The following is a 15,907-nucleotide window of genomic DNA, read 5'->3' on the forward strand; positions in this document are numbered from 1 at the left end:
CTACTCCTTATTTTCACTTGTGACACTAGCAGCAACAGTAAGACCTGCTCCAGGTTCTGATAAGACAAAGGGCTCTAGTTTATTAACCAAAAGTTTGCCATTTTGGTTGACATAAGCTAAACGAATAGTGACATTACTTGTTTCTGTTCCAATGGCACTATCTCGATTATCCTTTTCTTCTAGTTTGGTGCTGGTGTAGCGAACCGTTGCGAGAGCTACTTTATTCTCTTCATCGATGTAAATGGTAGCTTGGTCAAATACCTGATCAACAATATAGCCCTTATAAGTCTGATTGACAGGTTTATCTTCCTCTGTTACCGTTTCGGTGTACATGCTCTCTGTCATGAAAGGCTTGTAACGAGGACGATTTTCTTCAAGTTCCTTCCTAGTATAATAGGAAACTAAGAAGTCCTTAACAGCAGAATCTGTCAACGGTTTATCTTGAGTTTGAAGTGTTGTTTGTGGGGCTTTTAAGCCTTGCTTCGCCCTCTGACTAGCGACCTGATGTTGCACATTCGACAAGCTATATCCCGCCGCAAAGGTCAGCAGCAACAATCCCCCTAAACCAATCCACTTCACAATTTTAATGAGTTTCTGATTGTACATATCGGTCCTTTCTAAATAAAAGAGGAGAGCTGTACGGGCTCTCCCTATTGATTTGTCGTAGTTTTATCTTCTTGAGAATGATTGTGGTCGTGATCATGACCAATCTCTGTAAAACGTTTATAAAGGTCATTCAACTCTTGAATATTGTATTTCCCTGCAATGAAAATCTCATCCTTATCATCTATCAGATACTGACCGTTTTCATATTTATAGCGTATCCGTAGGATCTGTTTCATGGAAACATCAACTTCAGCTTGAGCATAATTATTTTTCTTGGCTAGGTTAGTCACTAAATAGGATACCTCGGCAATAACCGTCAGATTTTCACTATCCAAGTAAATATCTGCTTTATCAAACTTATAGTCCACTGTATAGCCTGCTGTATTGAGTTGAAGTTCTTTCTCCTCCTCGCTGACCTCACTATTGTACATTCCCTCCGTCATGAAGGGCTTATAGCGATGACGGTTTTCAGTCAGCTCCGTTTTCGTATAATACTGCACTAAGAAATCATGTACTAACTCCTGATTAAATTGCTTGCCATCTTTTTCTTCAGCTGTGCTAGAAGATACCGATACAGCAGGTTCTTGAGTGACTTTCTTTGTTTCTTTCGGTTGATTCAATTGCCAGAAAAGCAATGAGCCACAGATAAAGATAAGCAACACAACCAAGGCAATGATTGCAGCTGTCGCTACTTTGAATTTATTTGTATTAAACATACCTATCCTTTCTTATCTTCTTGGTTGAGATGGATCAATCACCATCCCAACTCGCGGTTCGCCATCCATGATCAAACCAGATGGTTGTAAATGATTAGCGAAAGCTGGTGTTGGACGACGTTCAAAATGAATATGCGGTCCAGTCGCAAGCCCTGTCATTCCTACATATCCAATCAACTGACCTTGTTTCACCTTATCACCTGGGCGGACAAGAGGAACGTCTCGCATGTGTCCATAGTAGATATAAGTCCCATCAGGAAGACTATGGAGAACGTAATTACCATTGATGTGCATATAGCCTCCGTTGACATCGACCACCTCTCCATCGGTTACTGCATAGATTGGCGAGCCTTCAGGAGCCGCTAAGTCCATGCCTGTATGACCTGCTCCGCCATAAATACCATTATTCGCATTCACTCCAAATAATTGGGTAATCACATAAGGAACATCTAATGGTTGACCTGATCCAGGGAACTTTGTTGAACCACCTGTCGCAAAGCCACTCTTGATATACTGCAACATCTGCTTGGCTGCTGCTTGTCGTTGAGCTAGCTTGTCACCAGAGTTTCCTTCCCAGTAAACAAGAAAAGAATTAGTCATGGCATCTGTACCGTCATTTTGAGTCAGGAAATTCTTAACGAAGTTTGTATAGTAAGGAGCATCTCCATCAAACATGAACTCCAACTGCAGTTCCAAATCATACCACTTCTTGTTCTTAGACTTGGCAAAATCAAGGAGCATGGTATGACGAACAGAACCATCTGCCGTATCCGTCCATTGTCCCAAACCTAGCCCTCGATGGATGATGTTGGGATAAGCTCCTTGGTAGATTTCCATGTTCCCCATATTAAGCCAATTAGGGTCATCCCAAGAGCTGTTTGTTGCTCCAACGGGCGGGCTCAAATAGTCACCCTCTGCCCGTTTAGACGTGATATTGGACTCCACAAGCCAGTTTCCTAAGATCGATGCGATAGCTTCGTCAGTAGCTTCAGGGAATCGATTTTTGATGAAATTATAGATAGCCTTAATCCGCTCCATGACATCGCCAGCAAGGTTGATATCTGAAATAACGGAGGTAGTCTGACTATACTCTACCCGATGGAAATAGAAACCTGGATTGACATAGAGCCATTCATCAGGCTTTCCTTTTATCTTGCGAAGTTTTTTATAATAGACTTCCAGTCCCCCTTGAGAGTTGATTTTTCCAATCTGCTCTCCAATGGTCACCTTATCGCCTGACTTAACACGGATGCTATCAATGGACTTATAAGTAAACTCAGAGTCTTTATCCTTGATAGTGACTTCTTCACCATCAACTGTCACTTCCCCTTCAGCTACCGCTAAAATGGTCTGCCCTGCCGTTGCCTTGATGATGGAGCCCTCGTACAAGTCATCTTTAGTCTCATAGCCAAAACGTTTAGTGATGACTAGAGGAGAGTCATAGTTGGTTTCATCTTCCTTGTAGAAGGGATTGTCCAGCTCCTGAAGCAACATATACTTGCCTGTTTCTTTGGCAATTTCTAATAGTTCCTCATACTCCTCAAGGTCTTCTTGGGAAAGTTTAAAAGGATCCTGATTTTTATACAAGTCCTCCATGGTACGCAGATTATCCTTGTCCCCATTGAGATTTTCCCAGAGATTATCCAGGTACATCTTAGCTAGTTGATTATCTGTCAGATACTGATCATCATTGATACGAAAATCATCTGTCAAGTGTTCATAGCGATAATTGATATAGAGAAGTGGGTTATCTATCTTTGTCCAATAGTCAACCTTATCCGTCGATTTATCTCGGTCCAACTTGGTAAAATGAGTCCAAGTATTGGTCAGATCAAACTCATCTTGACGAGCAATTCCTGAACTGCCAATCCCTAAAAAGGAAAAAAATAAGAGGAGAAGAAAAGCTGTCACATAAGCTTTTATGCTAAACGGATTTTTTAGAATAGTAACAAATGGCTTTTTAACGGCTCTGAACACCATGCGACCGCCATTGTAGATACGACCTGTCGCTGACTGGGCTAATCGCTTACGATAGGCAGCCATTCGACGTGCCAATCGTCCTTCCCAAGAAAATTGACGAGGTGCCCGTGTGAACCCTCGCCCTTTCTTGAGATTATAGAAGCGATTTCCTAAACCATAGGTATGCTTAACAGCTCCTGTTGCTCCTTTACCAGCGAGTCGTCCTATCGTCTTCGACCGTCGCCAATTCATCTGAACTTGTTGATACTTATGCTTGGCATCTACAATGTCACCCAAGACATCCTCTGATTGGCTAGCAGCATCCATCTGTGTGCCAGCTGCTCTCTCAAAGGTTTGTTTACTAGCTCTGAGAAATTTTTTCTTTCTGGAACCACCATTGTAAGCAACCGCTTTCTTATGTGTCTTTTTAGAAATCTTTTTCTCAAGTTTGGCTTGTTTCAGTTGAACTTTGATTTGACGGTACTTCTTCTCAGTCCTGGCCCTTATTTTTTCAGAGGCTACATAGCGAGGAGCTTCTTTAGAAATCTTCCCTCTTTGATGATGGACCGCCTTTCCCTTCTTCACCAATCGGTATCGCACATCTGTACGTAGCGTTGTTCCTTTTTCTCCAGAGACAGCATGGTCTCGCACATAACGAGGAGAATCCTTAGTAGCTGTCAATTCTTTCTGAACGGTTTTCAGCGACTTCTTCAGCGTTTTTACTCGTTTGGCTTGGTCTTTGACTTCTCGCTTACTCTCTCGAACAATTCGCCCTTTAGACCGTGTGTTTTCCCTCATCGAGTGGAGACGTGCAGAGCTTTCTTCCCTTACAATACGGTGATTTTTGACTGCTTGTTCCAAGCGCTGATCCAAACGATGACCTGAAGTATTAGGACGAGTGGAGGATTGAAGCTTTGCTTCCGTTGTCCCTTCTGAGCCAAACTTTCGATTCTTAGTGAATCGATCGTGGCTTCTCTCTCGACCAACCCGTGATTGCTTATCCTTCTCCATAAGCACCTACCTAGGCATCGGTTGCGACCAGCTCATAGAGCTTAGTATGGTCAGGAATCGGATTTTCAAAAGGAACAACGACTGGACCAGCCACAATCAAGCCCGTTCCTTTTGCTTTTGGTCGCTCAATGTATTTGATTTGCTTGTCCGTTAAGTCAACCACTTCTTTCAAAACAGCCAAATCTTGCTTTTTCTGCTTGAGCAAAATCATGAACTCACTGTTTGATAGAAGTTTCCGTCCCTCTTCCCAAGCAAAAAGAGTTTCCACGTTCTGGGTAATAGCTGTCGGGATTGCCCCATACTTACGGACACGAGAATAAAGTTCCGTAAAGAAGACTGCCTGTGTTTTCTTTTTAAAGAGAAGTTGAACCTCGTCGAAGTAAATCCGAGTGGTCAGCTTACCTTGGTTTTCAACAACCTGATTCCAGATGTAGTCTTGAATCACCATGAGTGCGAAAGGCTTCAGTTTATGAGATAGCTTTTTCAGATTGAAGATAACAAAGCGATGATTGAGATTGACATTGGTCTGATAGGAGAAAATATCCTGTGAACCGGTCGCATAGGTTTCAATCGCCAAAGCCAACTCATGAGCTTCTTCTTCAGGCTGTTCCTTTAAGACCCCATGCCAGTCACGCAGGGTTGGCATACGGCTACTATCCAAGAAACGCTCATAAGTCAAAGCTGTTACGCGGTCAATAATCCCAAATTGCCCGTCTGTCACTTCTGAGAGAATCTCTTCAAAAAGCCCCATCAAAAGATTGGCTTTATCTCCAATCGGATCATTATCTTCCTCTTGAAGCAGGCTAATATCAGGTAAATCCAAAAGGTTCAAGTGAGTGTTAGAACCAATAGACACATCGACCATCTGCGCTCCAAACTCTCGACCAATATCTGAATACTCATCCTCAGGATCCAGAATAATGACTCGGTCTTCTGTGTATTTTAGGAGCGTTGGGATGATCTCCCCTGCCTTGACGGTCGTTGACTTCCCTGAACCAGATGACCCCAGTACAACGCCCGAACCTGTATTCAAATCCCGTTTGCGATCCAGGGTAATGATATTGTTAGACAGCTGATTCTGTCCGTAGTAGAGGGCACGTGGGCTACTAGACTTCAAGTCCACGTTGGTAAAAGGGACTTGTGTTGCCACGTTGGCAGTCGTCATATCCCTCATAAAGTTCTTTTTGACGTTGAGGAAGCACTCTCCGATAGGGAGAACCGTATTCAGTGCTTCTTCCTGATAGTAGTAAATATCATCGAACTCGACACCTAATTTTCGTCCTGCACGCTTGATTTTCTGCTCATTGAGAGTCAGTTCCTCTAGGCTATCCGCTTTAAAAAAGACAGTAATCACTCCTGAGAAAATCTTCTGGTCAAATTCCAAGACCTCGTCACGCCATTTTTTAGTCGCTTCAGAGATTTCCCTGTTGCGTCCACCACCTACCACATCTCCATAATTCCCCTTTTCATAGGCTTTTCGTTGAGATTTGATAATCCCTATCTCTGCATCTGTTTCTGCATCATTGATGTTTTTAAGAATATCCATGGACTCATAAGGACGAGCTTGGATAGAAATTGCCAGCTCCAGTCCAAGAGTCGTCAAGTCCTTAATCAAGCGATCTGAGAGAAAGTTTGGATAGGTTCGAATATAGAGAACCTTAGCCCATTTCTCATCAATCCGCATCTTGTTTTCCTGAAACTGGATACGACTTGGAGCGATAAAGGACTTGGTGGATAAGCCAGAAAGAGCAATGTCCTTGTAATTGTAAGCAATATAGGGCTCATTCCTCAGCAATTCTGAGAAAACCCTCATCCGCTCCAGCCCAGTCATTTCCTCTAGGTAAATGTCAGACTCTTGAAATTGCGTTCCTAGAGAAACCCCAATATCTTGAAGCAAGAGTTGACCCTGTTTTGGGTCATCTGCTTCTGTTCCAATGGTTACATATTTGTGGACTTCAAAGTTATTGGCATGGGTCGCAAACCGCTCCCCAATCATTTCGTTCAGTTCCTCACGGTAATCATCATAACCATCGCCTGCCTCCTCAAAAAGGATATTATCCAGTGTATCGCTAGGAACACGGCGATTGATAACGAGAAGCTGGTAGTTACTGCCTGCATCTAACGAGTTGAGAGCATCCATACAGGTTTCGATGATATTTTCCTTCTCCTCCTGCTGGGCTGTCGAGTAGGAAGCATCCCCCAGCTTAAAGCTCCTGGAATACTTATCACGGACAACATGCATGAGTCCATCTTCATGCAAGGTCTGATAGTTGATACTGTTTTGAGTCGTGGGACTCATCTGACGTCTCAGGCGTTCAAGCCGCTGCTTTTCTGCCTTTTCGAGTTTTTGACTTCTTGTTTTGAACAAACTCATCTTTACTATACTTTTCCCCTTTCTGATAGTCTGTTTCATAGCCTCTGTCTTGAATGGTAAAAAAGAAGCGAATCTTGTCCTTCAGCTGTAGACTCTTGGTCATTCCTAGACCATACATGGCACTAGGAACAAGTACTAAACCAGCCAAAAGATACATATACCAATCAGGTAGCCCAAGCAGGACTATCCCAATGGATAGCCCTACCGTCACCACCAAGCAAAAGAGAAAGAAAAGCATCCGACCCGTAAAGCCAAATGCCAGTTCCTTCTCCTCATTTCCAAATTCCTTGAGGAATTCTGAACCAATTTTTTTCAAATTTTCTCCTTTCTACTAAAAAACAGCCATAATTTCTTACGACTGCTTCTTTTCTTCTATAACATTTTTTATCAATCTGGGTAAAACACTATCGATCTCCACTCTCTTCTCCCTAAAAGCAAATTCTGACTGTATCGTTAGAATAAAGAACATGAACCATACAAACAAGAACAAGATAAGTAAGATAATGGCAAGCCATACTATCGAGACACTAATTTTAGCCCGTTCTATCTCAAAAAGCTTTAAAATCGCTGTCGCAGAAATGATATATGAAACAAGTTTTATTAAACTATTCCATATATATTTCAAGGCTCAAATAACAGGTATATCTGAGTGAACCATCTCTATAAATTCAATCAGATTTTCTAGCTCTCCTACCTTCATTTTAGATAATTGTTCTTTGACAATTTCCACTTCTTCTACATTAAGAGTTCGACCTCTATATCGAAATTTTGTATACCAGTTAATTTTTTGAATTCTCTGACTCTCAGGTGAAAAATCTCCTTTAAAATATTTCCATGATTTTTCATTGGAAAAGTAAAGATATTCCCATAATTTGAGAAGATAATAGCGATTATAATAGCTTGTTCGATAATCAAATTTCATAGGAATATTATATCACGTTCGTAGCCAAATGGATATTGCCCGAGCAAATATTTTCATTAACACCATAGTCACTACTATCATCAAAACATTACTTAGAAGAATCTCTCTATTATTGAGAAGTTCCCAGCAAACTATAAGTAGATATGAAAAACTTACTAAGGTACTTGATACAAATCCTAGAACATAAAATCCAATCAATAGTTTTCTAAGCATAGGCTACACCCCCAAGAGTTGTCGAGCCTTGCGTCCGCTACCAATCATAACAAAGATATAGATGACACCCTTAGCGATGGAAGCAAAGGCTGTACCTAAACCATCAGCATCACCACCTGCTACCTGAATTAAATCATTTGTGACTAAAGAGCTATAAACAATAGAAGTAACTATTAGTATCCCTCCAATAAATGCAGATGCAGCCACATACTTCAAGAAATTAATGGTAATTGACCGCAAACTATCCATCATAAAGAAAGCTACTAATAGTGGAGCGATAGATTTTAATATATATAAATCCAAATAGCGTAAGAATATAACAATAGACAATACAATATTTGCAACAAATTCCACACACCAACCAATTAAAGTAAACAAGGACTTGTTCAGCCACCCCTTTATAGCACCTTGCGCATACTTATATTCATTTTGTTGCTGTGGTGCTACTTTCGCAATCACTTTGATAATGATATTGACTAACTCAACAAGAGCGTCACATATCAGGGCTGCCTGCCAAACGAGAAGAAAGGCAATCAGATACTTCATACTGATTTCCACCCACATTTTAGTAGTCAGACTATCCCCTCTTGACTTCATCATCTGATGCCAGGACATCATCTCAAACAAGAAAAAAAGCCCTACCAGAATAAAGCCGATAGGGCGAACTGCATTTGCGACACTGGTCACTGCTTGATTGGTGCTTGAACTATAATTGGATAGTGAGTTGGTCAACTCTCCAATATCTAAATTCATGCTTACTCCTTAAAATGTGATCGCCTGAAGGGCTGCCACAATACCAGTTACAATACCTCCTGAGATGGCTGCCAAAGCACCTCCATTTACCATAGCTTCCTGACCATCTGACTGGCGTCCTTTATCGCCAGTATGACGACCACGAAAGAAATCATAAACACCACTCAGAGCCCACAATAAACCACTAACGACCAGAACTGATCCGATAACTCCTACAATTCTAATAACTGTTTCCATTTTTTACCTCAATTTTCTAAATTTTAAACAAAATAAAAGGCACTGTAGAAAGACCACAGTGCTAAGCACGATAATATTTTTATGATTATACCATTTCAAAGCGAGAACGAGCGAGATAGCCTGCCAAGACTATTGTGACAACTAGAATGACAGAAAATTCTACTGCTGGATAGGCAAAGAAATTGATTGCTCCTGAAGGGGCTGAAAAAGTCTGAGTGACTCCGTCAACAAAACTACTTTGGGCAAAGCCCATAACGTGTAAACCAAACCAGCGAAGAACACCATCTCCAAATGATTCGTTTAGTATATGTAGACCATCAATTAAACCTGCTAGAACTAGTAATAAAACTATTCCAACACAAATCTTTCCAATCACCCACATCAGAACCATTCCTAAAAAGACCTTTACGAAGTCTATACAGAACAGGACAAAGATGATGGGAGTTGCCACAACTTTTTTGATGATCGTCCAAACCAGCTCAAAGTTGATACGGTCAAGTAAAGACCGCTTCTGTTTGTAGCTGTGGTTGGTGACAGGTTTAGCCTGAAACTCCTCTACCTCTTGGTAGGTAGGTGCTTCTTGCACATGATACCAGTCATCATACTCTCTGCGTGCTTGATAATCACTCAGAGTATCATAGGCTTCCTTGATTTGCTGGAAACGTTCAGCCGCTCCAGCTTGAGGATTTTTGTCAGGGTGGTACTCCTTCACCAAGCGACGATAAGCCGACTTGATTTGATCAAAGCTGGCATTTTCTGGCACTTGCAACATATCGTAGTAACTCTCTGACATAACCATTCCTCCTCATCTTTTACAAGGTCATTATACCACAAAAATATTATTTTTACAATATATTTTCATTGTTTTTATAATGTATTTACAGTGTGAAAATAATGGAATTTGAAAGACGCATTCTAAGAATATTTCACGCATAAGGGACTCACCCAAATGGCTGAAATGAGCTCAGAATCGCTCTCTCAGGATCTAAAAATTAAGGAGTTGCAGCTATTGCAACTCCTTTCATTTTTAGTTTTCTGCTTCTTGCTTTTTGCCCTTGACAATACCGTACAAAGTCAATCCTGCCAACATAACTCCGCCTGCAACCAGACCAGTTGCAACCTCCTCACCTGTTGCTGGTAAGACTGTAGCTGGTTGAGTTGCTTTCTCTACCGTTGTTGGTGCAGTCGGTTTTTCTGTTCTTGGTTTAGGAGTTTCTGGACTTGGCTCTAAGGTCTTCGTTGTAACAGTGTTAGACGATACATCAATACCATTAGCCGTATGGAATAGAGTATTCTGAACCTCACCAGCTTTGATACGGGTCATCTGCAAGTACACTTCAGCTTGGAAAGCTGAGCTATTGTCGATAGACTTGAGGAAGTCCTCATCAAAGGCAATCGTAACGATTCCCTTTTCCATATCAACTGTCTGAGTCGTGTACTTAGTCAGCTCTGCACCAGCCTTGAACTCTGTACCATCTGTTGTCTTGAAGTCAACTGTCGCAAAGACTTGATAGTGTCCCTTGTACTCATCATGTTCCTGGTCGTAGTCGTCCTTGAAGCTATACTCAAAGAGCTCCGTACCTCGATTTGCTGGGATCAACGTTCCAACTAATTTGTAGTTAAAGTTTTGACCTAGCTTGATTTCCTTACCGTCTAGACTTTCAGGGTGTGCAAGGTCAATTACCACGTCTTTCTTAGCATCAATCTTCGAAACGTTATTGACAACTGTTTCTGTCACATAGGCAATACCGAAATCAACCTGATAGGCTGTATTTTCATACTGTCCACCCTCTTTAGCCATCTCTTCCTTGACAGTCATCGGGTTGGTGATGGTCAAAACCTGACCTGTTTTGACATAAGTGTTGTAAAAATCAACTGGGTTATCAGCTGTAAAGATTTGGATTGCTCCTTTTGGTGTGAAGTTTCGTGCTTTCATTGCTTGTTGGACCATTTCTGGAGCTTTATCAAGGCTCTCATAGATGGTAGCAGTCAATCCTTTGACCACGTTACCTGCTGCATCATGGATTTGGATGCCTGCTTCATTGATTGTGAGCGCCTCTTCTGGGTAGTCGTCCACGATAAAGAAACCTTTTTGAATAATTTCCTCATCTGCTTCGATTCCCTTATAAGAACTGTAATTTGCCGTCACCTTGTAGTAGTTGATGGTATTTGGTAGAACCATCTTACCATCAATATTGACACCCTGAAGGTTAGTATTGATCTTCTTAGGCTGTACTTTTGGTACATTATTGACTACTGTTTCCGTACGGTAGCCATTTCCGAAGTCTACTTGGTACGCAATGTTTTCAAATTTCTGACCACTATTGTAGAGGGATTCATTCACAACCATCGGATCAATGATAGTGATCGTTTTACCAGTTTCGATATAGGTCTTGTAGTAGCTTTCTGGATTGTCTGCTAGAAAGACTTGGAAAGCACCTTTTGGCTTGATATTAGAGTTTCCAAGGAACGCCTTTACCTTATCGTTATCTACCTTGTCCAGCGACTCATAGTGGTAAACAGAGAGCCCTGTCACTTCCTTGCCATCGCTATCTACCATCTTGAGAGCATCGGTCTTAATAGTCACTGCTTCTTCTGGATAGTCTTCAACTGCTCCAAAGCCTTTCAAAATGGCATCTTTACCAGCCTTAATCCCCTTGTACTGGTCGTAATCAAGAGTGACATGGTAGTAGTTAGTAGATCCAACCGCTACAGTTTTCCCATCAATGATGACTCCGCTACTATTGCGATTGTGCTTGATTGGCTTGATGAGGTTATTTGTTGGATTATCAGGATCATTTGGATCACCTGGTGTATGGACTACTACTTTGTTTGAAGTCACTGTATAGCCACCTGAAGGCTTTTCAGGTGTTACTCGCTCATAGTAGTAGGTTACTTCTGTTACGCCTTTTGGTAGTTGCCCTTTTTCCTGACCCTTTACCTTAGCAGTAATTTTATACTCAATACCATCTAGAGTAGTAATCGTAGTCGGCTTATGATCGGTCGTATCATAGTCCGTACCGACCTCACCACGGCTATCTTGCACATCAGGAGCAATTGGTTTATCTTTGGTATCCTTGTAGTGAACAACTGCTATCCCTGTATCTTCAGGCACAGTCAGTTTCTTATAAATATAAGTCACTTCTGCTCCGTTTTCTGGAATCGTACCATTTTCTTGTCCTTTGACTTCATTGGTAAGTTCATAAAGATTACCATTGTAGGCAATAACAACCGGCTTATTATCCGTTGTATTATAAGTTGAACCTACCTGACCATTTTCAGTATCGACCACGTCTTTAGAGATAGGATTACCATCTGTATCGACATAATGGACAATAACATTAGCAGTTGCTCCACCGTTGATAGTCAATGTGAAGTTGTTGATGTAAGTTGCACCATCATTGAGAACTCGACCGACAACCGTTGGATAAACTGGTAGGTATTCTGACTTCAAGTCCGCATTGAGCGTAGTCAAGAAATCCTTCTTACCTGTGAAGATGACTGTATTGCTAGCAGCATCAAAAGTAAGGTCAAATAGCTTGCTTGCAGCTACTGTCTGCTCCAGATTGATTTCAAAGCCACTTGGTAAATGATCCGTAATGACATAAGAAGTTGTCAGAGGACGGTTAGCAGCAAGCGTCTTGGTTTCCAGCTCAAACTTGACGATAGCTCCCTTAGCAACCAAACCTTTATCTACATTTTCTCCATCAGTATTCAGAATATCCTTATGGACTTGAGGAGTAACCTTCAAGGTATTGTAATGATACCGAACCTTTGGAACTGCTGGTGTATCTGGCAGTCTCTTATAGACAGGCTCTGCTGGCGGAGTCGGTACCTCCTTATAGTCAGGAGTTTCTGGCTTTTCTGGAAGTGGCACACTTGGTTTCTTCTCAGGTGCTTTTGGCAACTCTTTATAAGTTACTGTCGGAGCTTCTGGCAATCCTTCATAGGTTGGCACTTCTGGCTTATTAGGAAGAGGAGTGCTTGGCTCTTTTTCAGGTGCCTTTGGAAGTTCCTTATAAGTCACTGTTGGAGCTGTTGGCAGTTCTTCGTACGTTGGCGGAGTGATTGATTTTTTTCCATCTTCTTTTAAAGGTTCTGGAGTCGGTTCTTTAGGTGGGGTTGGGGGTTGAGTAATTACTCCACCTAAACCAGCTACATTTGTTGAAATTGACATCCAAAATCCAAAGTTATAGTCTGAAAAACGAACCATGTCAAAGCTGATTTTATCACCAGAAGTTACAACGCCTGCACCACTAAATTTATAGAAGTTTTCTGATGATATATCATCATGAATATCGTTTGTATTTCTGCTAGCTTGTAATCTTCCATCTGATGTCGATTCAAGAATATTCCCAGTAATAGGAACATAGCGATAATTATAGTTTCCTACACTTTCAATATGTTCAGCTTCACCCAAAGTATGTCTTGTCAAACTAGAAATAGCAATGACAGCTGGAGCTTTCTCTGAATATGAAACAACTTGTCCATCTTCTGTATAATACTGAATTTCAACGTTATAACGAGAAATACGATCATTAGCATTCGACATAGTTTCCACACCTAGTGTTGGATCAAGGAAGAAAACAACTGCCCCATCATAATCATTCTTATTGGTAACCTTATAAGTGACCTTGGAAATTTTCTTACCAGCATAACTACTATTTTTCAAGTCAGTATAGACCGCAGTAACACTTTTCCCAGAATCAACTTTAGCAAGAATAACCTTAGGAGGATTGTTTAAATCAACTTCTGTAATAGTCAATACTTTTTGTTCGTTAGAAAACGTTCCTCCACCTACATTTGTATAAGCGTGAAGATTGTTTTCAGCGGCAGCATCATCCTGAGTATTAGTAACAATATCCTTTTGACCAAATTGATTCGTACCTTCAACATGAAGGCTAGCTGTTGGCTCTGAACCAAATACAAGCGAGTTTTGAATCACTTCACTCAAGTAGCCATCTTTAGTCGTATTTTCCTGTGCTTCCTTCACTTTTGCATCATAAGCTTGTTTAGCGTTATTATAGCTTTCCAATGCTTTTTGATAAGCTGCAGCTGCTTGAGCATTTCTTGTTTGGATTTCTTCATTCTGCTTCTTGATGGTCTCTGACACATCTTTCAGTTTTGCCACTTCGGCTTCATAAGCCTGTTTCTTCGTTGCATTTTCATCGTTGATACGTTTGACTTCAGCTTGGTAGTTAACGAGAGCTTGCTCATAATCTTGTTTAGCTGTCGCATTTTCTGAATTGATACGAACTACAGTAGCCTGATAGCTTGCGTAGGCTTGTTGGTACTTCTCTTCCAAAGCTGCATTTGAAGCATTAACATCTTTAACAGCTTGATTATAGGTCGCAAGCTCTTTTTCATAAACCTCTTTCTTTTGAGCGTTGGCAGTATTGATACGCTCTACCTCTGCTTTGTATTTTGAAAGGGCTTGTTCATACTCTGCTTTCGCATTGTTATTTGAAACATCAATCCGCGCTACCTCTGCTTGGTAAGACTCATAAGCAACCTTATACTCAGCATCATTGGCATCATTCTGCTGATTTACTACACCTACTTCTTTGTTATAAGAGGCAAGTTTGGCTTCATAGTCTGCCTTCAGCTGACCATTTTGAGCATTAGTAGCAGCCACTTCTTGATTATGTTTCGCCACATCAGCCTGATATTGTGCTTCTGTCTGAGCATTTTCAGCTGTGATTTTTTGAACTTGCTCCTTGTGATTAGCTACATCTTCCTGATATTGCTTAGTCGTTTCTGTAATTTGACTAGCCTGTTTATCGTAATCAGTCTTGATTTCTGCCTGTTTTTGAGCAACATCTTCCGCAGTTGAAACTGTTCCATGGTCAATGGTCTGTGTCTGCTCAACGCTAACACCTGCTTTTTCTGCATTTGTGATTGCTTGATCCAATCCAGCACTATCGCTAGCCACCGCAACTGTTCCCGTTGAGGTATCAGCTTGTGATTGACTTATAGTAGCTTCTGTGGTAGCTTCTGGTTGTTGTTCGACTAAGTTGATTGCTGGATTAGCAGTTGTAGCGCTGTCAGCTGATGAAGCTTCATCCGCATAAGCAGGCCCACCAACAACAATGGCTGCAGCCGCAATCGTACCAAGCGCTACTGAAGCAAGGTTTCGGTACCTCTTGCTTTTCCGCATTTTAAACTGTTGTCCATGTTCCAACGTTATAATGTGATTATTAAATAAAGTCATATAATTCCTTTTCAAAATATAGTTTTTGGAGAATAGACGATTGATTCGTAGTTCAGAAAAGGATAATGGAAAAGAAAAAGCCATCAGTTAAAAACTGATGACTGACAATATTAGTCTTGCTTTTTACGCATTTTGAAGCCTGCAAGAGAAAGTAGGGCAGACAAACCTGCAAATGTAAGTAAAGAACTTTCTGTTGACCCAGTTTGTGGCAACTCGTTCTCTACCCTTGTCTGGCTAACTTTACGGCTATCGCTAGTTAACGTAGCTGTCTGATAGTGTTCGTTCACCGTCAAGATACCTGGAGCTGGCTTACCTTGAACAGTCACCATAACTGGCGTCTTGCTTGGTTTATTCTCTGATGAAGTAGGAGTTTTAGGTGTCACTACTTCAAATCGAGATAACTCCAATCGAGCTGCTTCCAAATGAGCTTGACTGATTGCCAAGGCTTCCTTAGCTGCATCACGACTTGCCAACAATTCTGGTAAAAGAGCTGATAGACGTGCTACTTCTTGACTTGCCTGTTCTTGTTTTGTCTGAGCGACTTTCAAAGCTGACTGCAAATTGATTAGCTGGGTTTCCAGCCGAGTCAATACTTCTTGAGCCTGAGCAAATTGGTTCTGAGCAGTCACAATAGCTTGAGCACGTTTTTGCACCTCAGTCAAGGTAGTCTGTGCGACCTCCTGAGCTTGTTTAGCTACTGTAGCTTGGCTTTGAGACTCACTTTCAGCTAGTTGAGTATCGTGTACTTTAGTCGCTAATTCTGCCAAAACAGCACCACTATTTGTTGCCAATTTTTGCAAGTCAGATACAGACTGTTCTGTTGCAGCTAGACGTGTTTGAGCTTGGGTTAGCTGAGATTGAGCTACTTCCAAGCCAGTCTTAGCGCTTTCCACTTCTGCACTTGC

The 15,907-nt window shown here is 41.3% G+C and carries 11 protein-coding genes; all 11 read right to left on the reverse strand.

The genetic code is table 11. The features are described from left to right. Positions 1–606: a hypothetical protein gene (locus STRDD10_RS02035; protein WP_156468559.1), complete on the reverse strand. Its 606-nt coding sequence runs from the start codon at positions 604–606 to the stop codon at positions 1–3. A 44-nt stretch (positions 607–650) separates the two neighbouring features. Then, entirely contained in the window at positions 651–1,322 is a 672-nt protein-coding gene (locus STRDD10_RS02040; RefSeq protein ID WP_067192690.1) for a hypothetical protein, read from the reverse strand. A gap of 12 nt (positions 1,323–1,334) precedes the next feature. Further along, positions 1,335–4,292, reverse strand: coding sequence for a phage tail tip lysozyme (locus STRDD10_RS02045; RefSeq protein WP_067192691.1), 2,958 nt, complete (start codon positions 4,290–4,292; stop codon positions 1,335–1,337). A 10-nt stretch (positions 4,293–4,302) separates the two neighbouring features. Continuing rightward, positions 4,303–6,666 (reverse strand): VirB4-like conjugal transfer ATPase, CD1110 family, encoded by a 2,364-nt coding sequence (locus STRDD10_RS02050; RefSeq protein WP_067192693.1) that lies wholly within the window; start codon positions 6,664–6,666, stop codon positions 4,303–4,305. Beyond that, positions 6,608–6,982 carry a PrgI family protein gene (locus tag STRDD10_RS02055; RefSeq protein ID WP_067192695.1) on the reverse strand — a complete coding sequence of 125 codons (375 nt, stop codon included), beginning with the start codon at positions 6,980–6,982 and terminating at the stop codon, positions 6,608–6,610. The genes STRDD10_RS02050 and STRDD10_RS02055 overlap by 59 nt, the downstream gene beginning before the upstream one ends. Before the next feature lie 312 nt (positions 6,983–7,294). Beyond that, positions 7,295–7,588, reverse strand: a complete 294-nt coding sequence (locus STRDD10_RS02065) for a hypothetical protein (protein WP_067192698.1) — start codon at positions 7,586–7,588, stop codon at positions 7,295–7,297. Between the two features lie 216 nt (positions 7,589–7,804). Further along, positions 7,805–8,554 (reverse strand): type IV secretion system protein, encoded by a 750-nt coding sequence (locus tag STRDD10_RS02070; RefSeq protein ID WP_067192700.1) that lies wholly within the window; start codon positions 8,552–8,554, stop codon positions 7,805–7,807. A 9-nt stretch (positions 8,555–8,563) separates the two neighbouring features. Then, positions 8,564–8,791 carry a hypothetical protein gene (locus STRDD10_RS02075; RefSeq protein ID WP_067192701.1) on the reverse strand — a complete coding sequence of 76 codons (228 nt, stop codon included), beginning with the start codon at positions 8,789–8,791 and terminating at the stop codon, positions 8,564–8,566. Positions 8,792–8,876: 85 nt separating this feature from the next. Further along, positions 8,877–9,584 (reverse strand): J domain-containing protein, encoded by a 708-nt coding sequence (locus tag STRDD10_RS02080; RefSeq protein WP_067192703.1) that lies wholly within the window; start codon positions 9,582–9,584, stop codon positions 8,877–8,879. Between the two features lie 234 nt (positions 9,585–9,818). Next, positions 9,819–15,002, reverse strand: a complete 5,184-nt coding sequence (locus STRDD10_RS02085; protein ID WP_067192704.1) for an SspB-related isopeptide-forming adhesin — start codon at positions 15,000–15,002, stop codon at positions 9,819–9,821. A 110-nt stretch (positions 15,003–15,112) separates the two neighbouring features. Beyond that, the coding region (locus STRDD10_RS02090) for an LPXTG cell wall anchor domain-containing protein (RefSeq protein ID WP_197458290.1) at positions 15,113–15,907 on the reverse strand (795 nt) is incomplete at its 5' end.

The sequence above is a fragment of the Streptococcus sp. DD10 genome, assembly GCF_001578805.1.
Lineage (GTDB): Bacteria > Bacillota > Bacilli > Lactobacillales > Streptococcaceae > Streptococcus.